The sequence below is a fragment of the Histidinibacterium lentulum genome (assembly GCF_003789055.1).
In the GTDB taxonomy this organism is placed as follows: domain Bacteria; phylum Pseudomonadota; class Alphaproteobacteria; order Rhodobacterales; family Rhodobacteraceae; genus Oceanicola; species Oceanicola lentulus.
Genome location: NZ_ML119089.1, coordinates 175,021 through 196,000, shown reverse-complemented (window position 1 = coordinate 196,000; position 20,980 = coordinate 175,021). Strand labels below are relative to the sequence as shown.

Sequence of the window (20,980 nt, the reverse complement as noted above, 5' to 3'; positions counted from 1 at the left end):
AGGACCATGCCGGGCGCCGCCGTCGTCTGCATCAAGTGGGGCCGCCTCTTCGGCCCCGACTACGTCAACCGGCTCTACTCGGGCGTGCGGCGCCATCTGCCCGCGCTCACCCGGTTCGCCTGCATGACCGAACATGCCGAGGGCCTGCATCCCGACATCGAGGTGCTGCCCCTGCCGCAGGAGCCCTTCCAGGCGGAGATGGACGCGGCCCTCGCGGTGGCGAACCGGCAGGGGGCGATGCGCAAGGTCTCGCTGTTCCGGCCCGGGGTGCTGCCCGGCCACGAGGGCGCGATCCTCGGCTTCGATCTCGACGTGGTGATCACAGGCGATCTGACGCCGATCTGGCAGGCCGCGCCGGGCAAGGTCGCGATGCGCGCCGACTGGGTCGAGGCGCGGCGCGGCCGGCCCACGGGGCACGGTTCGGTCTTCCGCTTCGACCCGGGTCTGCACCCCTGGCTCTATGCCGATCTCGCCGCCGACCCGGGCGGCGAAGTGGCGCGTGCGCGCGGGTCCGAGCAGCGCTATACCTCGCTCAAGGCCCGGGCGCACGGCGCCTTCGCCTATCTCGATCCCGCACAGGTGGTCAGCTTCAAGCACGACTGTCTCGGCCTGCCGCCGGTGAACTGGCTGCGCCCCGCGCGGCTGCCCCGGGAGGCCCGCGTCGTCTGCTTTCACGGGCGTCCCAAGATGCCCGACGCGGTGGCGGGCTGGTCCGGCTCCCTCCTGCGCTACACCCGCCCGGTGCCCTGGCTCCGGGAGCACTGGATCGACGCCGCGCGGGACGACCTCGGCGCGGACTGGGCCTGACCGCCCGCGCCAACCCGCCCACTGGACGACGCGGCCCCTTTGCGGCAAGACGGGCGCGACCCTGACCGGAGCATTGCCATGGCCAGCCTCTTCAAGCGCCTCTTCACCTGGTGGGACAACCAGTCCGTCTCGACCCAGATCTTCACCTGGCGCAGCGGCGAGAAGGTGGGCGAGGATGCCCAGGGCAATGTCTATTACCGCAACGCCGACGATTCGAAGCGCTGGGTGATCTACAACGGCGAGATCGAGGGCAGCCGCGTCGCGCCCGAATGGCACGGCTGGCTGCACCGCACCTGGGACGAGCCGCCCTCCGAGAAGCCCCTGCCGAAGAAGGCCTGGGAAAAGGAGCACCTGCCGAACCTCACCGGCACGCCCGCCGCCTATGCGCCCGCCGGCTCGATCCGCCGGTCCCAGCCGGCGGCGCGGACGGATTACGAGGCCTGGACGCCCGAGTGATGCGCGAGAACCCGACCGAGGTCGCCGCCGGCGGGCTCGTGCTCGCCTTCGCCGCGGGCTTCCTGATCTACGTGACGCAGGTCACCGGCTGGACCGGGGGCGCGCAGGGCTACGAGCTCAGCGGCAGCTTTCCGTCCGTCGAGGGCATCGACATCGGCACAGACGTGCGGATGGCGGGGGTGCGGGTCGGCACCGTGACCGCCATGGGCCTGAACCAGGAGACCTTTCGCGCCGACCTCACCGTGCGGGTCGAGGAGGGGGTGCTGGTGCCCGAGGACAGCCTGCTGGCCGTGGCCTCCGAGGGGCTCCTGGGCGGCAACTTCATGGAGATCGTGCCGGGCGGGTCCTATGACTACCTTTCCGCCGGCGGCAGCTTCACCGACACGCAAGGTCATGTCAGCCTGATCACGCTTCTCCTGCGCTATGTGGGCGGGGGCGACCCGTGATGCTGCGCGCGGCCCTCGCGGCGCTGCTCCTCCTGCCCGGGGCCGCGGCCGCGCAGCAGGCGACCACCGGCACCGGGGCCGTGCTGCGGGTGCTCGACAAGCAGACCGGCGCGGCCGAGGACGTGACGCTCGCCACCGGCGGCACGGCCGACAGGGGCCTGATCGAGATCCGCCTCGACGCGTGCCGCTATCCCACGGGCAACCCCGCCGGCGATGCCTGGGCCCATGTGACGATCTTCTATCGGGGCGAGGCCGACGCCACCTTCCGCGGCTGGATGGTGGCGTCCGCCCCCGCGCTCAATGCGCTCGATCATCCGCGCTTCGATGTCTGGGCATTGCGCTGCACCACGTCCTGAGCGTCGGGCACCGCCCCCTGCGCGTCGAAATCCGCCCCGTGCCGCAGCGCCTCCGCCAGCCGCGCACGATAGTCGCCGCGAGAGATCTGGATACCCCCGAGCGAGGCCAGGTGCGGCGTCAGGAACTGCGTGTCGAAGAGCCGGAACCCCCCCGTCCTGAGCCGGTCCACCAGATAGGCCAGCGCGATCTTGGAGGCATCCGTCGCCCGGCTGAACATGCTTTCCCCGAAGAAGGCCGCGCCGAGGCAGACGCCGTAGACCCCGCCGACAAGCGCGCCGTCCTCTGACCAGACCTCCAGAGAGCGGGCGTGGCCGGTCTCGTGCAGGGCTGCGTAAAGGTCGAAGATCGTGTCGTTGATCCAGGTCTCCTCGCGCTCGGCGCAGCCCTGCACCACCGCGGCGAAGGCCCGGTCGGTGGTCACGCGATAGCCGCCCCGCCGCATCCGGCGGGCCAGGCTGCGCGAGATCCGGAACCCGTCGAGCGGCAGTATCCCCCGGTGCCGCGGGTCCACCCAGAAGATCTCCGGGTCGCCCCGGCTCTCGGCCATGGGAAAGATGCCGGTCGCATAGGCGGTCAGCAGCAGGTCCGGGGTCAGGCTCGGCGCGTCGTCCTTCATGAAGGCCAAATCTGACGCGCCTCGCCGCGGAAAGATAGGGGATCGTCGTGACCGCCGGGTCCGGGGACGAACCGCGGGCAGCACAGGAGCCGGTTCCCGTCCTTGTCGCACGGGCGACCCCGGCCCGCCAATTGCCGCGATGTCATGGCCCGATCGCCTTTCGATAGCGCTCGAGGACGAGCGGGAGTCCCCTGTTGCGCCAGAAGTCCCCGCTTACCTGTCCGGATGACATCCCGCCCTTTGCAAATCTCTCGACAAGGACTGCATCGCAGGTGGACAGCGCCTCTCCCGTCGCTTCCCGGAAGGCCGCTTCCAGCACATGACGAAGGTCCGCCTCGCATGCGGGAAGGCCGGTCGTCCCCAGTGTCTGACGCAGGTCTCGCCACAGGAAGGGATCGCCGCGCAATCCCCATTGCCCGGGTTCTTCGTCGAACAGTTGGCCTACGGTCCCGCCCATCCCGGCCTCTTGCCTTGCGTGTCTATCGGGGTCACGCCCCGAAAGGCCCGGCGTCTCGCCACACCGCCGCCGGCCTCCCGCGTCGCGCTCTCCGTTCCTGGCCGGGAGTATTCCGGGGGTGGCCGGTGAAGGCCAGCGGCTTTCGCACGCGGGGGCAGGGCCTCCCGAGGCGCCGCCACGACCATTATCCGGAAAAGGGATTTGAAAACAGAACCCTAACCCCCCGTTTCATCGTGAAACGGTCCCGGCGCCTCACCCCGTCCCGCGCTCCAGCCACTTCTCCAGCCAGTGGATGTTGTAGCGCCCGGTGTGGATGTCCTCCTCCTCGAGCAGCGCCCGGAAAAGCGGGATCGTCGTGTCCACCCCGTCCACGATCAGCTCCCCCAGCGCCCGGTTGAGCCGCGCCAGAGCCTCGGTCCGGTCGCGGCCATGGACGATCAGCTTGCCGATCAGACTGTCGTAATAGGGCGGGATCACGTAGCCGTCGAACAGCGCCGAGTCGATCCGCACGCCCAGCCCCCCCGGCGCGTGATACTGGCTGATCCGCCCCGGCGAGGGCGCGAAATCGGGCAGCTTCTCGGCGTTGATCCTGACCTCGATCGCATGGCCGTTGATCCGAAGATCGTCCTGCGTGAAGGACAGCGGCAGGCCCTCGGCCACCCGGATCTGCTCGCGCACCAGATCGACGCCGAAGATCGCCTCGGTCACCGGATGCTCCACCTGGAGGCGGGTGTTCATCTCGATGAAGTAGAACTCGCCGTCCTCGTAGAGAAACTCGATCGTCCCCGCCCCGCGATAGCCGATCTCGGCCACGGCCTTCGCGCAGACCGCCCCTATCCGCGCCCGCTCCTCGTGGCTGATCGACGGCCCCGGCGCCTCCTCGAGCACCTTCTGATGCCGCCGCTGGAGCGAGCAGTCCCGCTCGGCCAGATGCACCGCGCGGCCCTCGCCGTCGCCGAAGACCTGGATCTCGATGTGCCGCGGCGTCGTCAGGTATTTCTCGATATAGACCTCGTCATTGCCGAAGGCCGCCTTCGCCTCCGCCCGCGCGGTCTGGAAGGCGCGCTCGAGCTCGGACCGCGACCGCGCCACCTTCATCCCCCGCCCGCCGCCGCCGGCGGTGGCCTTCACGATCACCGGATAGCCGATCCCGTCGGCCAGCGTCAGCGCCGTGGCCACGTCGGGCACGCCGCCCTCGGAGCCCGGCACGCAGGGCACGCCCAGGGCCTTCATCGTCTCCTTGGCGGTGATCTTGTCGCCCATGATGCGGATATGCTCGGCCGAGGGGCCGATGAAGGTCAGCCCGTGATCCTCGACCACCTGCACGAAAGCCGCGTTCTCGCTGAGGAACCCGTATCCCGGATGGATCGCCTGCGCGCCCGTCACCTCGCAGGCGGAGATGATGGAGGGCACCGACAGGTAGCTTTTCGGAGACGGCGGCGGTCCGATGCAGATCGCCTCGTCCGCCATCCGCACATGCATGGCGCCCGCGTCGGCGGTGGAATGGACCGCGACCGAGGCGATGCCCATCTCGCGGCAGGCGCGGATGACGCGCAGCGCGATCTCGCCGCGGTTGGCGATCAGGATCTTGTCGAACATGGACCCGCCCGCCTTATTCGATGATCATCAGGGTCGCGCCGTACTCCACGGGGCTGCCGTCGTCGATCAGCACCCGCTTCACCGTCCCCGATCGGGGCGCGGGGATCTGGTTCATCGTCTTCATCGCCTCGATGATCAGCAGCGTGTCGCCCTCGCGCACCTGGGTGCCGACGCTGACGAAGGGCTGGCTGCCGGGTTCGGGCTGCAGATAGGCGGTGCCCACCATGGGCGAGGTGACGGCGCCCGGATGGCTCGCCGGGTCCTGGGCCGCCGGAGCGGACTCCGGTGTCGCGGCATGGGCCATCGGGGGAGGAGCCAGCATCGGGGCCGGCGCGGCGGCGGGCGCCGGGGCAGGGGCCTGGCGGCTCACGGTCACATCGAGGCTGTCGTTCTCGCCGAATTCCCTCCGGACGCTGAGTTCCGTCAGGTCGTTGTCCCGAAGCAGTTCCGCGAGCGCCCGGATGAAGGTCACGTCGCTGTCATGGGTGGGGCTGCTTGTCATCGACGTCCTCTGGCCTCTTGTCACTCTTGCCTGCGGTCGGCGGGACGGAACGGCCCAGGGCCCCCGACCGGATGTTCGGGGGCTTATACGCGACGTGATGCAGGTGTGAAAGCGGCGGCGTCCTAGAAATCCCGGCGATAGGCGGCCGGCCCCTGTACCGGACCCCCGCCTTCGCGGGTGCGGGCCGCGGCCGCAGCCTCCTCGGGCAGCATCGCGATGCCGTAGGGTTTGAGCGTGCGCTCTGCGGGAGAGATGGCGGAGACCCGGCGCGGCGGATCGGCGCCCAGAGACGCGGAGACCGCGGCCGCCGTCATCCCCGTGCCGGGGGGCAGCGGAAGAGGCAGATCGGGCTCGGGTCCCGGGCGAGGGCCGCGGCATCGGCGGCAGGCCGGCGATCCACCGCAAGGGGCGGCAGGGGATGGGCGGGGCGCGGGCTTATCTCCATCGTGACCTCCTGGGGTCTCGGGCGGGTCGATAGGCAAATATGCACCGATTCGTCCCGAGCCGGATGTCCGATCCGAACTCATGGTTAACGCTCGGCACCGCGCGCCGAGGCGTCCATGTCACCCGTCCTGCGGCCGGATCCGGGAGGGAGGGGGCCCCGGCCGCAGGCGGGCGATGCACCGCAGGACGGACGCGCCGCCCGGCGGTATCCTCAGATCGCGAGGTACTGCGCGCGCAGCGCCTCGTCGTCGAGCACTTCCTGGGCGGAGCCGTCGAAGACGACCTTGCCGATGTCGAGGATCACCGCCCGGTCGGCGAGCTTCAGCGCGGCGACGGCGTTCTGCTCCACGATGATCGTGGTGATGCCCTGGTCGCGGATCATTTCCAGCGTCTTCGCGATCTCCTGCACGATGACCGGCGCCAGCCCCTCGTAGGGTTCGTCGAGCAGGAGCACCTTGATGTCCCGGCAGAGCGCGCGGGCGATCGACAGCATCTGCTGCTCGCCGCCCGAGAGCGTCACGCCTTCCTGCCGGCGGCGTTCCGCAAGCCGCGGAAAGAGCTCGTAGACCCGCTCGATCGACCAGCCGTGGGGCGGGGCGATCTGGGCGAGCTGCAGGTTCTCCTCCACCGTCAGCCCGGGGATGATGCGCCGGTCCTCCGGCACCAGCACCATGCCGTTCTGTGCCGCCTCGTGGGCCTTCATCTCGTGCAGGGGCTTGTGGTCCAGCCAGATCTCGCCGTGATGCAGCTGCGGGTCCCCCAGCCGCGCCAGCGTGCGCAGGGTGGAGGTCTTGCCCGCGCCGTTGCGGCCCAGAAGGGCGAGGATCTCGCCCTCGTGGATGTCGAAGCTGACGCCCTGGACGATATAGCTTTCGCCGTAATAGGCCTGCAGGTCCCAGACCGACAGGTATTTCGGCGCGGTGGCGGCCATGTTGCGGTTCTTGTCGAACGGCCCCGGCTTGCGGATCGCTTCCACGTGGGTCATGCGCGTCTCTCCTCAGACCTGGGCTTCGCCGAGATAGGCTTCGCGGACCTTGGGATGGCCCTTGATTTTGTCGGGGACGTCCTCGACCAGGGGTGTGCCCTGGGCCAGCACGGTGATCCGCTCGGCAAGGCTGAACACCACGTTCATGTCGTGTTCGATGATGCACATGGTGATCGTGCGCCGGTCGCGGATCGACTTCAGAAGCTCGATCGTGTTGTTCGTGTCGGCCCGCGCCATCCCGGCGGTGGGCTCGTCGAGCAGAAGCAGCTTCGGCTTCTGGACAAGACACATGGCCATCTCCAGCCGCCGCTTGTCGCCGCGGGACATCGACCCCGCGTGCTCCTCGGCCTTGTGGGCCATGTTGACGTCCTCGAGCATGGTCATCGCCATGTCGCGGATGTCGGCCTCGGCCTCCACGGTCTCGTAGGCATGCATCCTGAACGCCCCGTCGCGTGCCGCGAAACAGGGGATCATGACGTTCTCCAGAACCGTGAGATCGGCAAAGATCTCGGGCGTCTGGAACACGCGGGAGATGCCCATCTGGTTGATCTCGTGGGGCTTGCGGCCCAGCACGCTCTGACCGTCGAACATCACCGAGCCCGAGTCGGGGATCAGCTTTCCCACGAGGCAGTTGAGCAGCGTCGACTTGCCGGCCCCGTTCGGCCCGATGATCGCGTGGCAGGTGTTCTCAGCCACGCTGAGGTTGACGTCGCCCAGGGCCTGAAGGCCGCCGAAGCGCTTGTTGACGCCTTTGACTTCGAGAATGCCCATGGTCTCACCTCACTCCGCGGCGGATTTCGTTGCGCCGTCCGCGGCCTTGCGGCGGCGGAAGAGCCTTGCGATGCGCTGGCCGCCCTCGACGAGGCCGCCGGGCAGGAAGATCACGACGGCCATGAACATCAGGCCCAGCGTCAGGTGCCAGCCCTTGCCCACGAAGGGGTAGACGATGGCGACCATGAAATCCTCGAGCCCGTCGGGCAGGAAGGCGAACCAGCCGTGCAGGATGTCCGAGTTGATCTTCGAGACGATGTTCTCGAAGTACTTGATGAAGCCCGCGCCCAGCACCGGCCCGATCAGGGTGCCCGCGCCGCCGAGGATGGTCATCAGCACCACCTCGCCCGAGGCCGTCCAGAACATCCGCTCCGGGCCGACCTGGGTATCCATCGCGACCATCAGCCCGCCGGCCAGACCGGCATACATGCCCGAGATGACGAAGGCGGCCAGGGTGTAGGGCTTGGGCGAGAGGCCCGTGTAGTTCATCCGCTGCTGGTTCGACTTCACCGCGCGCAGCATCATCCCGAAGGGAGAGCGGAAGATGCGGATCGCCATGTAGAAGGCGAGGATCATCACCACGGCGCAGACATAGTAGCCGACGTTGAAGGTGAACTGCCAGCCGCCGACCTCCAGGATCTGGCTGGCCCGCATGTCGATGCCGAAGAGGTTGGCGCGGCCGATCTGGCCCGGCTCGAGGTTGTCGAGGAAGGGCCGGTCCGTGGACTTGATCTGCAGCCCGGTCTCGCCGCCGGTGATCGGCGTCAGCACCGAATAGGCCAGGGCATAGGACATCTGCGCGAAGGCCAGCGTCAGGATCGAGAAGTAGATGCCCGACCGCCTGAGCGAGATGAAGCCCACCACCACCGCGAAGAGGGCGGCGAAGATGATCGAGGCGATGATGCCGGGGATGATGTTCGTGGTCACCAGCTTCATCATCCAGATCGCGGCGTAGGAGCCCACCCCGAGGAAGGCCGCGTGGCCGAACGAGAGGTAGCCCGTGAGCCCGAAGAGGATGTTGAACCCGATGGCGAAGATCCCGAAGATCACGAACCGCTGCATCAGGTCCGGATAGCCCGCGTTGAACTGGGCCATGGCGGAGCCTTCGGGGAAGGGGTTCAGCAGGAAGGGCGCCAGCAGCGTCAGCGCCACGACGATCATGAGCAGCCGGAAGTCCCTGAAGCCGAGCCCCAGGAAGCCGCCAGACGCGGCGCGGGAGCGGTCCGCCTGGGGGGCGATGGCGCCGGTCTGAGTGGTCTGATCGGTCATGGATTACTCCTCCATCACGCCCTTGCGGCCCATGAGGCCACGGGGACGGGTCAGCAGAACGATGATGGCGACAAGGTAGATGATGATCTGGTTGATGCCGGGCAGGAACTGGGTGACCGCGGGCATCGAGGCGAAGCTCTCGAGGATGCCCAGAAGGAACCCCGCCGCCACGGCGCCCGGAAGCGAGCCCATGCCGCCCACGACCACCACCACGAAGCTGAGCACGAGGAAATCCATCCCCATGTGGTAGTTGGGCGCCACGATGGGCGCGTACATCACCCCGGCGATACCGGCCACCGCCGCGGCGAGGCCGAACATGAAGGTGAAGCGCTTGTCGATGTCGATGCCCAGCAGCCCCACGGTCTCGCGGTCGGCCATGCCGGCGCGGACCACCATGCCGAAGGTGGTGAACTGCAGGAAGGCAAAGACCCCGGCGATGATGATCGCCGCGAAGAAGAAGTACACGAGCCGCCAGTAGGGATACATGATCGTCAGCGGGTCGAAGCCCAGCCAGACGCCGAAGTCGAGGCTGCCGCGGAAGGCGTCGGGCGCCGGGGTCTGGATCGGGTTCGCACCGAAGAAGTACTTGATGATCTCCTGCAGCACGATGGCGAGACCGAAGGTCACCAGGATCTGGTCCGCGTGGGGTCGCTTGTAGAAATGCTTGATCAGGCCGCGCTCCATGATCACGCCCACGAGCAGCATCACCGGGATCGCGAAGAGGATCGAGAGCGGTACCGACCAGTTGATGAGCGCGTCGCCCGCCGCCTGCCCGAACCATTCGTGGACATACGGCACGTCGACCTGCATCGGGTTGCCGAGAAAGTCGGTCCGGCTTTCGTCCACGACCTTGTGGCTGAGCGACAGCAGGCGGTTGAAGATGACGGCGCAGAAGGCGCCAAGCATGAACAGCGCGCCATGGGCGAAGTTGACGACGCCCAGGGTGCCAAAGATCAGCGTCAGACCGAGGGCGATCAGGGCATAGGCGGAGCCCTTGTCGAGCCCGTTGAGGATTTGAACGATGATCTGATCCATGGGGGCCTCTCGTGCCGGAATGAACGAACGATCGGATAAGCCGATGGGTAGGCCGGGCTTCAGCCCGGCCTAAGGCCAGCGGAGACCGGAAGGGGCGGCGCGAGGCGCCGCCCGGCTCCGGTCAGGCGCCGTTGTTGCAGGTGCCGAGGGTCGCCTCGGCGCCGCCGAACTGCGGGTGGTCCGGCGGATAGGTGACCTGGTCGACCGGCGTGACCTCGACGATCTCCACGAGGTCGAACTCGTTCTCCGGGTTCTCCTTGCCGCGCACCACGACCACGTCCTTGAAGCACTGGTGATCGTCGCCGCGATAGAGCGTCGGGCCGTTCCCGAGACCGTCGAACTCGAAGTCCTTGAGCGCCTCGACGACCGCGCAGGGCGCGAAGGAGCCCGCCCGGGTCACGGCGTCGGCATAGAGCAGCGTCTGCACGTAGCAGGTATGCGCCGCCTGGGACGGCGGGAAGCCGTATTTCGTGCCGAAGGACTGGACGAAGGCGTTGGTGCCCGAGTACTTGGCGCCGAGCTCGTTCTCCAGTTTCCAGTCCCAGTTCTGGCTGCCGAGGATGCCCTTGATGTTCGGGCCGGCGCCGCGCGCCATGAGCTCCGAATAGAGCGGCACCACGATCTCGAACTGCTTGCCGTTGGCCGAGGCCTCCCGCAGGCCGAACTGCACGGCGTTGGTGAGGCTGTTCACCATGTTGCCGCCATAGTGGTTCAGCACCAGCACGTCGGCGCCCGAGTTCAGCACCGGCGCGATGTAGGACGAGAAGTCGGTCTGCGTCAGCGGGGTGAGCACCGAGTTCACGGTCTCCCAGCCCATCGCCTCGGTGGACGCGCGGATCGCCTCCTCGGTGGTGTAGCCCCAGTTGTAGTCGGCGGTCAGGTGATAGGCCCTGCGGTCCGTGCCGTACTGGCTCGCGAGGATCGGGGCGAGCGCCGCGCCCGACATATAGGAGTTGAAGAAGTGGCGGAAGCCGTTGGCCTTGCGGTCCTTGCCGGTGGTGTCGTTGGCATGGGTGAGGCCCGCCATGAAGATGATGCCGACTTCCTGGCAGAGCGCCTGCACGGCCACCGCGGTGCCCGAGGAGGACCCGCCGGTGATCATGATGGCGCCGTCCTTCTCGATCATCGAGCGGGCGGTGGCGCGGGCGACGTCGGATTTCGTCTGGTCGTCGCCGCTGACGTATTCGACGCGGCGCCCGAGGATGCCGGTGCCATCGAGCGCCTTCGACGAGAAGGTCTGCAGCATCCCGCCGTCACCCTCGCCGTTCAGGTGTTCGACGGCGAGCTCGAGCGCGCGCAGCTCGTCGGCGCCTTCGTCGGCATAGGGGCCGGACAGCGGCACGCTGAAGCCCAGAGTCACCGAATCGGGGCCGGGGGCGTTGGTGAAGCCCGAGTCCTGCGCGCGCAGGTAGGTCGGCAGCGCGAGGCCCGCGCCGGCCACGGCGCCCGTGCGGAGCACGCCACGACGCGTGAAGGTCGATTTGGACATGAATATCCTCCCAGTTTTCGAAGATCGCGCTACGGGTCTCCTCTTACCCGGTGCGCGCCGCGCGATTTACAGCGCAGGGCCATAACGGCAGGCTTTCGAAAACCGCGCAACAAGTCCCTCAGACAGCGATATTTTTTTGTAAAGCAATACACAGTACCGTTGTATACAGTGTAAAGGCCTTTTCCCGCAGGCGCAGAAAGCCCCTGTCACGCATAAGGAAAAACCGATGCCCGCACGCCAGTTCACCGGAAGCCGGATCCGCGAGCGCCGCCTGATGCAGGGGCTGCGGCAGTCCGATCTGGCGCGGATGGCCGGGATCTCTCCGTCCTATCTCAACCTCATCGAACACAACCGCCGCAGAATCGCGGGTCGGCTGCTCAGCGACATCGCCCGCGCCCTCGACGTCGACCCCCAGAGTCTCGCCGAAGGCGCCGAGGCTGCCAAGGTCGAGGCCCTGCGGCGCGCTGCCGCGCGGCCCGAGACCGGCGCCGTCCAGGCCCGGCCCGCCGAACTCGACCGGGTCGACGAATTCGCGGGTCGCTTCCCGGGCTGGGCCGATCTCGTGGTCACGCAGGAACGCCGGATGACCGCCCTCGAGGACCGGCTCCGCGGCCTGTCGGACCGTCTCGCCCACGACCCGCAACTGGCCGAGGCGCTGCACGAGGTGATCTCGGCGGTGACCTCGATCCGCTCGACCTCGGCGATCCTGACCGGCGAGGAAGAGATCGACGCCGACTGGCAGCGGCGCTTTCACCAGAACATCTTCGATGACGCGCAGCGGCTCGCCGAAAGCAGCAAGGCCCTCGTCTCCTATCTCGACGCGACCAGCGGCGAGCGCGCTGTGCCGCTCTCCGCGACCGAGGAGGCCGACGCGCTTTTCGCCGATGCGGGCGGCGGGCCGGTCCCCGCCCTGGAACGGGAAGGGCAGGCCGCCGTCGACCGCCTCGTGGCGGAGGCCGAGACGCTGGTCTCCGACGGAGGCCGCGCCCTCGCCCGTGCGCGGCTCCTGCGCTACGCCGAGGATGCCGAGGCTCTGCCGCTGGCGGAGTTCGGCCCGCTCGCGGCTGCCGCCCGTCACGATCCCGTCGACCTCGCCCGCCAGACCGGCGCGCCCCTCGACCGGGTGATGCGCAGGCTCGCCGCCCTGCCCCCCGAAGACGGCCATCCGGTCACCGGACTCGCGATCTGCGACAGCGCCGGCGTCGTCTCCGCCATGCAGCCGCTTGCCGGGATCGACCTGCCGCGCGCCGGCGGCTCCTGTCCGTTCTGGCCGCTGTTCGAGGCGCTGGGCCAGCCGGGCCGTCCGATCCGGGCCTGCGTGATCCTGCCCGGCGCGCATGACACGCCGCTTCTGGCCCATGCCGTCGCCCTGCCGAAGATCGCGCCCGACTACGGCACGCCGCTGGTGCAGGAGGCGACGATGATCTTCCGCGCCGCCACTCCCGCGGAACGGGGCGCTTCTCCGCCGCGGCCCGTGGGCGTGGCCTGCCGCATCTGTCCCCGGACCGACTGCGGCGCCCGGCGCGAGCCCTCGATCCTTTCCGCAACGTCAGCGCCTGCGAAATGATGTTGCGTGGTGCTTTGACAACCGCCGCGCACCCCGTGATACTCGCGCCACTGCCGCACCCGAGGGAGGATGGGGATGCGCAAGCGGGTGCTTCTTATCGAGGACGAACCCAACATCATCGAGGCGATCAGTTTCATCCTCTCGCGGGATGGCTGGACGGTTCACACCCATTCCGACGGCACGACCGCGATGGAGAAGCTGCGCGCCCATCCGCCCGACGTGGTGATCCTCGACGTGATGCTGCCAGGGCGGTCGGGCTTCGACATCCTGCAGGACCTCAGGCAGGGTGCGGACGGCCTTGCGCAGCTTCCGGTGCTGATGCTGACCGCGCGCGGTCAGACCAAGGACCGCGAACTGGCCGAGCGGCTCGGGGTCACGCACTTCATGACGAAACCCTTCTCGAATGCCGAGATCCTGCATTCGGTCCGTGAACTGACAGGCGCATGAGCGCGCAGCGGCCAGGTCCCCTCTTCCTGGCGCGCAGCTCGTTCCGGCGGCGCCGGCTGAGGGACGCGGCGCGGATGCTGCCCATCGTGGCGGTCGTGCTGATGCTCCTGCCCCTCCTGAAAGGCGGCGATCCCGAGGCGACGACGGCGGGGATGCTGCTCTATCTCTTCGGGCTCTGGATCGCCCTCGTCGTGCTGTCGGCCCTGCTCTCCGGGGTGCTGGCCATCGAGGATGACACGGCCGAGGCGCTCCAGCGGGACGAGGACCGCGGGGCGGACGGCACGGAGCGGGGCTGATGCTCTCGTTCAACCTGCTGATCACCGTGGCGCTGGCCTACGTGGCCTTTCTCTTCCTCGTGGCCTTCGCCGCCGAGCGCCGCGCCGCGAGCGGCCAGGCGCGCTGGCTGAGGACCTCGCTGATCTACACGCTGTCGCTTTCGGTCTACTGCACCGGCTGGACCTTCTACGGCGCCGTGGGCTACGCCGCGCGCTCGGGGCTCGAGTATCTCACGATCTACCTCGGGCCGACGCTCGTGATGGTCGGCTGGTGGTGGGTCCTGCGCAAGCTCGTGCGGATCGGCCGGTCCCAGCGCACCACGTCTCTTGCCGACCTCGTCTCCTCGCGCTTCGGCAAGTCCACGGCGCTCGGCGTGATCGTGACCCTGCTCGCGGTGGTCGGCACCACGCCCTACATCGCGCTACAGCTGCAATCGGTGTCGCTGTCCATGTCGGTTTTCGCCGAGGCCACCGGCTCGACCTGGGCCGGGAGCGACATCGGCCGGACCGGGCTCTGGGTCGCGGCCGGCCTTGCGGTCTTCACAATCCTCTTCGGCACCCGCAACCTCGACGCAAACGAGCGTCATCACGGGGTGGTCATGGCCATCGCCGTCGAGGCTGTCGTGAAACTGGTGGCGCTGCTCGCGGTGGGCGTCTTCGTCGTCTGGGGGCTCGCGGGCGGGATCGCCGGCACGCTCGAGACCATCGACTCGAGCCGCCTCGCGGCCTGGGAGCCCGCGGGCGGGCGGTGGGCCGGGCTGATCTTCCTGTCGGGCGCCGCGCTCATCTGCCTGCCGCGGATGTTCCAGGTCCTCGTCGTCGAGAACTCCGACGAGCGCCACCTCGCCACCGCCTCCTGGGCCTTTCCGCTCTATCTTCTGGCGATGAGCCTCTTCGTCGTGCCCATCGCCGCGGTGGGGCTGGAGCGGATGCCCGAAGGCGCCAACCCCGACCTTTTCGTTCTCACCCTGCCGCTGGCCGAGGGACAGCAGGGGCTCGCCATGCTGGTCTTTCTCGGCGGGCTCAGTTCGGCCACCTCCATGGTGATCGTGGCCACCATCGCTCTGGCGACCATGGTGTCCAACCATATCGTGGTGCCGGCCTGGCTCTCGGCGCGGACCGACGGCGCCATGGTCTCTGGCGACGTGCGCGCCGTGGTGCTGATCTCGCGGCGGCTGTCGATCGTGGCGGTGCTGGCGTTGGGCTATACCTATTTCCGGCTGTCGGAAGGCGGCGCGCTGGCCGCCATCGGGCTCATTTCCTTCGTCGGCATGGCGCAGGTCCTGCCGGCCATGGTCGGCGGCATCTTCTGGCGCGGGGCGACGCGCTGGGGCGCGGGGGCGGGGCTGATCTCGGGCTTCGTCATCTGGATGTGGTGCCTGTTCCTGCCCAGCTTCGGACAGGGGGCGGTCATCAGCGCTCAGGCCTTCGCGGAAGGACCCTTCGGGATCGGCTGGCTCCGGCCCCATGCGCTCTTCGGCATCGAGGGCCTCGACCCGGTGGTCCATGCCGTCCTTTGGTCCATGCTGATCAACACCACCGCCTTCTTCGTGGGCTCGGTGGTGACCTTCCCGACCCCGCTGGAGCGGCTGCAGGGCGCGCAGATCGTCAATGTTTACGAGCATTCCCAGGGCCCCCGCACCTGGTCGCGCCAGGCCGCCGGTGCCGAGGACCTCCTGATCATGGCGCAGCGCATCCTAGGCCCGGTGGAGGCGCAGACCCTGTTCCAGTCCGAGGCGAAGAAGCAGGGAAAGTCCGGCTACCTGCCCGACGTGACCCCCGATTTCGTGGACTACCTCGAGCGCGAGCTCGCGGGCTCCGTTGGGGCGGCGACCGCCCATGCGATGATCGGCCAGATCACCGAGGGCGCCTCGGTCTCGGTCGAGGACCTGATCGCCGTGGCCGACGAGGCGGCGCAGATCGTGGAATATTCCGCCCGGCTCGAGGAGAAGAGCCGCGAGCAGGAACGCACCGCCCGCGCCCTGCGCGAGGCCAACGCCAAGCTCACGCAGCTGTCGATCCAGAAGGACGCCTTTCTCAGCCAGATCAGCCACGAGCTGCGCACGCCGATGACCTCGATCCGGGCGTTTTCCGAACTCCTGCGCGACACCACCCTCGAGACCGCGGACCAGCAGCGGTTCGCGGGGATCATCCAGGACGAGGCCCTGCGGCTGACGCGGCTCCTCGACGACCTGCTCGACCTGTCGGTGCTGGAGAACGGCAACGTCACGCTCAACATCTCCGAGGGACGGCTGACGGACCTGCTCGACCGCGCCGTCTCCGCCTCCGGCGTCGGCAGCGCGCTGGCGATCCGGCGCGACCGCGCCTCCGAGGCCGTGAAGGTGAGCACCGATCTCGACCGGCTGGCGCAGGTCTTCATCAACCTCATCTCGAATGCCCGGAAATACTGCATCGCGGAGCGGCCCGAGCTCAGGATCGAGGTCCGCTCCATCGGCGGCGCCACGGTGGTCGACTTCATCGACAACGGCGAGGGCATCAGGGACGCCGACCGCGAGGTGATCTTCGAGAAGTTCTCCCGTCTCACGGACCCCGGTAAGGCCGGCGGGGCGGGGCTTGGTCTGGCGATCTGCCGAGAGATCATGGAACGGCTGGGGGGCGCGATCAGCTATCAGCCGGGGCAGGGCGGGGCGGCGTTCCGGGTCACGCTGCCCGCCGCCGAGGCCCTTGCCGCCGAGTGACGTTAGCACACTGGTAAGGGCGCCGGGCATAGGGTGCGCCAGCGCAGCCCCGGGGCAACAGGTCGTGACCATCCGATGACCGATCAGGACATCCGCACCGTGCTGGCCCGGATGGCCGGCGCGCCCGCCTCCCCGGCGTCGGAAGAGGCCGCGCTGACGCCCGCGCGGGCGGTCCGCATGGCCTTCGCCCGCGCGACCGAATCCTCCTGCGGGCTCAAGGTCGGCGTGACCTCGCTGGATGAGGAGGAGGCGAGCCTCGATGCCGTCGCCGCGGCCCTGCAGGAAGGGGATCTCGTGCTCGACCTGCGCTCCCCGGACGGGACGATCCTGGGCATGGCGGCGCTCGACCGCGAACTGCGCGCGGCCTTCGTCGAGTCGCAGACCATGGGCCGGCTCTCGGCCGTTCCCGCACCCGACCGTCCGGTCTCCGTGGCCGATCGTGCGCTCTGCGCTCCGGTGGTCGACGCCGTCCTAACGGACCTCGCCGTCGCCGCGGGGTCCACGGCGCTCGCCGGCTGGGCGGATGGCGCGCGCACGGGCGGGCGCATCGACGGCGGCCGGGGCGTCTCACTGCAGCTGCCCGAGGATCGCTACCGGCTCCTGCGGCTCGAGGTCGATCTGTCCGTCGCCGGGCGCGCGGGCCGGATGCTGCTTGCGCTGCCGGCCGAGAGGGGCCGTCCCGCGGCCGACCCTGCATCCTCCGACTGGACGGAACGGTTGCACCGCTTGATCCTGTCGGCGCCGGCGGTCCTGACCGCCGTGCTTCACCGGATGAGCCTGCCGATCTCGCGGCTGGAGGACATCGCCCCCGGCGATCTGCTGCCGCTCGACGGCGTCACCGTGTCGTCGGTCCGTCTCGAGGGTGCGGGAAACACCTTGGTGGCCACCGCGCGACTGGGCCAGGTCGGTGGCATGAAGGCTGTCCGGCTGGAGCCTCCTCCGCCTCCCGAACTGCGGGAGGCGACGCATCCCCCGGCTTCCGTCCCTCCGGCCTTGCCGCAGGCGTCCGTTCGGCCACGGCCGCCGGACGCCTCGGTGCAACCGGGGATCGCTCCTGCGCCCGCTTCCGGGGGTCATGCGGCAGGGGCAAGCGCTCCCGGAACGCCGGACGCGGTCGACATGCCGCAGGAGACCCCTGCGCGCCCCTCCCCGGCGGATCCCGCCGGGCCGTCCCCGGATCCGCCGCCCTGGGAAGAGGAACAGGTCGACAGATCCCCCAGCGACCGGATCGCCCCCGACTATCCGCCGGACCCGCGCCAGACCTGAGGCGGATCAGGCCGGCCGGCTCAGCCCGGCGTCAGCGCCTCGAGTTGCGGCATCAGCCCGCGCAGGTCGTACCCCTGTGCCGCTGCGGCCTCCACGGCCTCGGCCGGGGTGATCGCCCCGGCCTTCACCTGCGACATGGCCCAGAGGATCGTGCTGCGGTTGCCGCTGGCGCAATAGGCGAAGACCGGCCCCTCCGCGGCCGCGATCGCAGCGCCCTGCCTTTCAACGAGATCGGGGCTGAAGGCCGCGTGCGAGAAGGGATTCTCGACATAGGTCAGCCCGGCCGCCTCCACCGCCGCCCGCATCCGGTCCGATCCGAGGTCCGGCGGGACCTCCGCATCGGGCCGGTTGTTGATCACCGTGGTGAACCCGGCCTCCTTCAGCGCGCCGACTTCCTCGGGCGAGATCTGCCCGCTGACGCCGTAATCGCCGGTAATCGCGCGATAGTTCATGTCGGCCTCCATGCCCGATGCCGGTCAGGTCTACGCCGGGGCCGGCGAAGCGTCCAGCCGCCTCTTGGCGTAGGGCGCCAGCGCCATGCCGCTGATCATCGCGGCCAGGAACACGAGGCCCTCGGTGCCGCCGAAGCTGGCAGAGGCCACCGCCGGACCCGGGCAGAGCCCGGTCAGGCCCCAGCCCATGCCGAACATCACCGATCCGATGACCAGCGAACGACCCAGACGCGGCTCCGGCGGGGGCGGAAAGGCGCCGCCCATCAGCGGCTTGCGGCCCCGCGTCAGCTGCCAGGCGACGGCCATGGGCAGGATCGCACCGCCCATCACGAAGGCCAGCGTCGGATCCCAGTCCCCGAAGATGTCGAGCCAGCCCTGCACCTTGCGGGTGTCGGTCATGCCCGAGAGGAGCAATCCCGCCCCGAAGAGGGCACCGGCAACAAGAGCGTAGAGATTGCGCATCAGACCACTCCCAGAAGATGGCGGAAGGCGACGATCGTCAGGCCGCCCGCAAGAATGTAAAAGACCGTGGCCACCATGCCGCGCAGCGACAGCCGCGAGATACCGCAGACGCCGTGGCCGCTGGTGCAGCCGTTGGCGATGCGGGTGCCCACGCCCACCAGCAGACCGCCCGCCACATAGACCCAGAGCGCGCTGCCCGCATGGGTGGACGCCCCACCCATGACGAGGGCGAGAACGGCCGGAAGGGCGAAAAGGCCGAGGATGAAGGCGATCCGCTCATGGGCCGCCGCGCCGGTCGCGGTCCGGTCCGCCAGGGCGCCCACGATGCCCGAGGCGCCCATGATCCGGCCGTTGGCAAGGAGGTAGACCGCCCCCGCGGTCCCGATGAGGGCGCCTCCGACGAGGCCCCAGATCCAGTCTGTTGGCATGTGATACTCCGATGATCGTTCAGTACGGACGGGATTCCGCCGGGCCCGGGGACCCGGATGAGATGGTGCGGCGGCTGTTCTTGCCGTAGCGACAGGAAGAGCGGTATATTGCCGGAGGGCGGCCCACGCTCGGATGCGACGAGTGGCGTTTCGGGGCGATCATCCGTATCATGTCCTCCCGCCGTGTCTTCGACTTGGGGCTGGAATATATATCGAAGACGACATATATTGGTCGGGTCCGGGAAATCAAGCTCGGATGCGGACCGCCTGAGAGGAAGCGATGGTGACCGAGGACCTGATCATACCCGACAGCGAGATCGTGAAGGCCGCCGACGAGGCCGCCGCGGTCCTGAAGGCGCTGTCCAATCCCCAGAGGCTCCGGCTGCTCTGCGCCCTCGTGCCCGGAGAGCTCAGCGTCGGCGAACTCGAGGAGGTTCTGGGCACCAGCCAGTCCTACGTCTCGGGCCAGCTTGCCCGGCTTCGTGCCGAGGGGTTGGTGACCGCGGAACGCGACGGGCGGATCATCCGCTATCGCCTCGCCGATCCGCGCATCACCCCGATCCTCGAACGCCTCTTCGAGGTGTTCTGCCCCGGCGCCTCCACGGGTCATGCCGACTGAGGGGCCGGCGCGACAGCCGCCCGCCGCGGCTCCGGACCCCCTTGAGTTTTGAAGAGCCTGCGTCACTCTGGACCCAGGGCCGCGCGGGCGGCCGGTCACGGTTGCGCAGGGGGTGAACCAGTGAACAATCCGGTCAAGGTCCGGATCCGGGACCGCGTCGCCCTGGTCACCCTCGCCCTTCCGCCCGCGAACGCCCTCACTCCCGAGGTCCGCCGCGCGCTCGTCGGCACAATGGACTGCGTCGCCGGGGACCCCGGCGTCGGCGCGGCGGTCCTGCTGGCCGAAGGACAGATCTTCTCGTCGGGTCCCGATATCCGCGAGGGCGGCTCCGGCGGCGATGGACCCACGCTGGCCGAGGTCTGCGCGCGCATCGAGGCCATGCCCGTCCCCGTCGTCGCGGCCCTTCAGGGCCTGGCCCTGGGGGGCGGCGCGGAGCTGGCGCTCGCGGCCCATTACCGGCTCGCCGCGCCCGAGGTCCGGCTGGGTTTCCCCGAGATAACGCTCGGCCTCGTGCCCGGCGCGGGAGCCACCCAGCGGTTGCCGCGCGCCGTGGGGGCGGGAACCGCGCTGGGGCTGCTGCTCTCGGGCCGGCCCGTTGATGCCGAAACCGCGCGGAAATCCGGGCTGCTCGACGGCGTGGTCACGGGACATCTGGCCACGGGCGCCCACAGCTACGCCACGGCGCTGATCGCAGAGGGGCAGGGGCCGCGGCCGCTCTCCGGGGATCGCAGCCGGCTCGTGGACGGGGAGGGGTTCCTCGCCGCCGTGGCGCGGGCGCGGACGGCCGCGGAAGGCACCCCCGGTCCCGCCGCGGCGCGGATCGTCGACAGCGTCGAGGCTGCGCTTCTGCTGCCCTTCGAGGCCGGGCTCGCCTTCGAGGCCGCCGCGCGCGCGCAGTGCCGCGAAAGCCCCGAAGCCGTGGCCCTCGCCCATCTCTTCCTCGCCGAGCGCCGCATCTCGCCCCGGCTTCTCGCCTCCGCCGGCCATCGCCGCGAGGTGGCGGCGCCCGCGGGACAGGCGGTCGTCGACCGGCTGCGGCAGGCCCTCGACGCGGCCCTTCAGGCGCTGCGGGCGGAGGGCAGCCCGCCCGAGCGGATCGTCCACGCGCTCGGGCTTCTCGGCGTGGGCGAGGCAGTGCCCTCCGCCTCCGTCGCGCCCGAGACCGCCGCGCTGGCGCGTCGTCTCACCGCGGCGCTCATGGTCGAGGGCGCCCGGATCGTGGAGGCGCGCGAGGTGGAGCGCGCCGCCGATATCGACGTGCTCGCGATCTACGGGCTGGGGCTCGCGCGGAGCTCGGGCGGTCCGATGCGGGCGGCGCAGACCATGGGGCTCCTCGCGCTCAAACAGGAGATGGAGGTCTGGGCCGCGACCCGGCCCGAGCTCTGGACGCCGCCGCGACTGATGCTGCAGGCGATCAAGTTTGCGGGCGGCTTCGACGAGGTCACCGTCCGCCCGGCCGCGACCGCCGATGCCGTCCCGGAAACGACGAACGCCGGACCCTGAGGCCCGGCGTCGTCACGTCATCGCGCGGG

At 69.4% G+C, this 20,980-nt stretch carries 24 protein-coding genes; 11 read left to right on the top strand and 13 right to left on the bottom strand.

All coding sequences use genetic code 11. From position 1 onward, the window contains the following. Positions 1–6 precede the first annotated feature (6 nt). The 4 genes from EAT49_RS17015 to EAT49_RS17000 all read left to right on the top strand — a co-directional run bounded on the left by EAT49_RS17015 (position 7) and on the right by EAT49_RS17000 (position 2,065). A complete protein-coding gene (locus tag EAT49_RS17015; RefSeq protein ID WP_123643499.1) occupies positions 7–807 on the top strand; it encodes a glycosyl transferase in 801 nt (266 codons plus the stop codon). Positions 808–885: 78 nt separating this feature from the next. Next, positions 886–1,263: an NADH:ubiquinone oxidoreductase subunit NDUFA12 gene (locus tag EAT49_RS17010; protein WP_123643498.1), complete on the top strand. Its 378-nt coding sequence runs from the start codon at positions 886–888 to the stop codon at positions 1,261–1,263. Next, positions 1,263–1,709: an outer membrane lipid asymmetry maintenance protein MlaD gene (mlaD, locus tag EAT49_RS17005; protein WP_123643497.1), complete on the top strand. Its 447-nt coding sequence runs from the start codon at positions 1,263–1,265 to the stop codon at positions 1,707–1,709. Before EAT49_RS17010 ends, mlaD begins: the two co-directional genes overlap by 1 nt. Continuing rightward, on the top strand, positions 1,709–2,065 hold the full coding sequence (locus EAT49_RS17000) for a DUF2155 domain-containing protein (RefSeq protein ID WP_123643496.1): 357 nt from the start codon (positions 1,709–1,711) through the stop codon (positions 2,063–2,065). The genes mlaD and EAT49_RS17000 overlap by 1 nt, the downstream gene beginning before the upstream one ends. Here EAT49_RS17000 and aat read toward each other — a convergent pair. From aat to EAT49_RS16950, 10 genes are all read right to left on the bottom strand, one after another. Further along, complete coding sequence (aat, locus tag EAT49_RS16995; protein ID WP_123643495.1) at positions 2,020–2,682, bottom strand: leucyl/phenylalanyl-tRNA--protein transferase; 663 nt, start codon at positions 2,680–2,682, stop codon at positions 2,020–2,022. The genes EAT49_RS17000 and aat overlap by 46 nt on opposite strands. Positions 2,683–2,824: 142 nt before the next feature. Further along, entirely contained in the window at positions 2,825–3,139 is a 315-nt protein-coding gene (locus EAT49_RS16990; RefSeq protein ID WP_123643494.1) for a hypothetical protein, read from the bottom strand. A 252-nt stretch (positions 3,140–3,391) separates the two neighbouring features. Next, a complete protein-coding gene (accC, locus tag EAT49_RS16985) occupies positions 3,392–4,738 on the bottom strand; it encodes an acetyl-CoA carboxylase biotin carboxylase subunit (protein WP_123643493.1) in 1,347 nt (448 codons plus the stop codon). Between the two features lie 13 nt (positions 4,739–4,751). Further along, a complete protein-coding gene (accB, locus tag EAT49_RS16980) occupies positions 4,752–5,240 on the bottom strand; it encodes an acetyl-CoA carboxylase biotin carboxyl carrier protein (RefSeq protein ID WP_123643492.1) in 489 nt (162 codons plus the stop codon). Positions 5,241–5,362: 122 nt separating this feature from the next. Further along, positions 5,363–5,554: a hypothetical protein gene (locus tag EAT49_RS16975; RefSeq protein ID WP_123643491.1), complete on the bottom strand. Its 192-nt coding sequence runs from the start codon at positions 5,552–5,554 to the stop codon at positions 5,363–5,365. Between the two features lie 341 nt (positions 5,555–5,895). Beyond that, positions 5,896–6,669 carry an ABC transporter ATP-binding protein gene (locus tag EAT49_RS16970; protein WP_123643490.1) on the bottom strand — a complete coding sequence of 258 codons (774 nt, stop codon included), beginning with the start codon at positions 6,667–6,669 and terminating at the stop codon, positions 5,896–5,898. A 12-nt stretch (positions 6,670–6,681) separates the two neighbouring features. After that, positions 6,682–7,440, bottom strand: a complete 759-nt coding sequence (locus EAT49_RS16965) for an ABC transporter ATP-binding protein (RefSeq protein WP_123643489.1) — start codon at positions 7,438–7,440, stop codon at positions 6,682–6,684. Between the two features lie 9 nt (positions 7,441–7,449). Beyond that, positions 7,450–8,601, bottom strand: coding sequence for a branched-chain amino acid ABC transporter permease (locus EAT49_RS16960; RefSeq protein ID WP_123643513.1), 1,152 nt, complete (start codon positions 8,599–8,601; stop codon positions 7,450–7,452). 111 nt (positions 8,602–8,712) lie between these two features. Then, the gene (locus EAT49_RS16955) at positions 8,713–9,744 is read right to left on the bottom strand and encodes a branched-chain amino acid ABC transporter permease (RefSeq protein ID WP_123643488.1); all 1,032 of its coding nucleotides are present in this window, start codon (positions 9,742–9,744) and stop codon (positions 8,713–8,715) included. Positions 9,745–9,865: 121 nt separating this feature from the next. Continuing rightward, the gene (locus EAT49_RS16950) at positions 9,866–11,233 is read right to left on the bottom strand and encodes a substrate-binding protein (protein WP_123643487.1); all 1,368 of its coding nucleotides are present in this window, start codon (positions 11,231–11,233) and stop codon (positions 9,866–9,868) included. 226 nt (positions 11,234–11,459) lie between these two features. On the opposite strand from EAT49_RS16950, the gene EAT49_RS16945 reads away from it, so the two are divergent. The 5 genes from EAT49_RS16945 (at position 11,460) to EAT49_RS16925 (ending at position 17,487) form a co-directional block, all read left to right on the top strand. Continuing rightward, entirely contained in the window at positions 11,460–12,800 is a 1,341-nt protein-coding gene (locus tag EAT49_RS16945; protein ID WP_123643486.1) for a helix-turn-helix domain-containing protein, read from the top strand. Positions 12,801–12,875: 75 nt separating this feature from the next. Next, positions 12,876–13,247: a response regulator transcription factor gene (locus tag EAT49_RS16940; RefSeq protein WP_123643485.1), complete on the top strand. Its 372-nt coding sequence runs from the start codon at positions 12,876–12,878 to the stop codon at positions 13,245–13,247. Further along, complete coding sequence (locus EAT49_RS16935; RefSeq protein ID WP_123643484.1) at positions 13,244–13,543, top strand: hypothetical protein; 300 nt, start codon at positions 13,244–13,246, stop codon at positions 13,541–13,543. Before EAT49_RS16940 ends, EAT49_RS16935 begins: the two co-directional genes overlap by 4 nt. Then, positions 13,543–16,221 carry an ATP-binding protein gene (locus tag EAT49_RS16930; protein ID WP_123643483.1) on the top strand — a complete coding sequence of 893 codons (2,679 nt, stop codon included), beginning with the start codon at positions 13,543–13,545 and terminating at the stop codon, positions 16,219–16,221. Before EAT49_RS16935 ends, EAT49_RS16930 begins: the two co-directional genes overlap by 1 nt. Before the next feature lie 75 nt (positions 16,222–16,296). Continuing rightward, entirely contained in the window at positions 16,297–17,487 is a 1,191-nt protein-coding gene (locus tag EAT49_RS16925; RefSeq protein ID WP_123643482.1) for a FliM/FliN family flagellar motor switch protein, read from the top strand. 20 nt (positions 17,488–17,507) lie between these two features. On the opposite strand, the gene EAT49_RS16920 is transcribed toward EAT49_RS16925, so the two are convergent. Genes EAT49_RS16920 through EAT49_RS16910 form a run of 3 tightly spaced genes read right to left on the bottom strand, consistent with a single transcriptional unit; the run spans position 17,508 to position 18,829 of the window. After that, entirely contained in the window at positions 17,508–17,939 is a 432-nt protein-coding gene (locus tag EAT49_RS16920; RefSeq protein ID WP_123643481.1) for a protein tyrosine phosphatase family protein, read from the bottom strand. A gap of 30 nt (positions 17,940–17,969) precedes the next feature. After that, the gene (locus EAT49_RS16915; RefSeq protein ID WP_123643480.1) at positions 17,970–18,401 is read right to left on the bottom strand and encodes a DUF6691 family protein; all 432 of its coding nucleotides are present in this window, start codon (positions 18,399–18,401) and stop codon (positions 17,970–17,972) included. Continuing rightward, positions 18,401–18,829: a YeeE/YedE family protein gene (locus EAT49_RS16910; protein WP_123643479.1), complete on the bottom strand. Its 429-nt coding sequence runs from the start codon at positions 18,827–18,829 to the stop codon at positions 18,401–18,403. The genes EAT49_RS16915 and EAT49_RS16910 overlap by 1 nt, the downstream gene beginning before the upstream one ends. 280 nt (positions 18,830–19,109) lie before the next feature. Between EAT49_RS16910 and EAT49_RS16905 the strand changes: the two genes are divergently transcribed. Together EAT49_RS16905 and EAT49_RS16900 are read left to right on the top strand one after the other, a co-directional pair. After that, on the top strand, positions 19,110–19,448 hold the full coding sequence (locus EAT49_RS16905; protein WP_123643478.1) for an ArsR/SmtB family transcription factor: 339 nt from the start codon (positions 19,110–19,112) through the stop codon (positions 19,446–19,448). Positions 19,449–19,568: 120 nt separating this feature from the next. Beyond that, on the top strand, positions 19,569–20,951 hold the full coding sequence (locus EAT49_RS16900) for an enoyl-CoA hydratase/isomerase family protein (protein ID WP_185020800.1): 1,383 nt from the start codon (positions 19,569–19,571) through the stop codon (positions 20,949–20,951). The last annotated feature ends 29 nt before the right edge of the window (positions 20,952–20,980 follow it).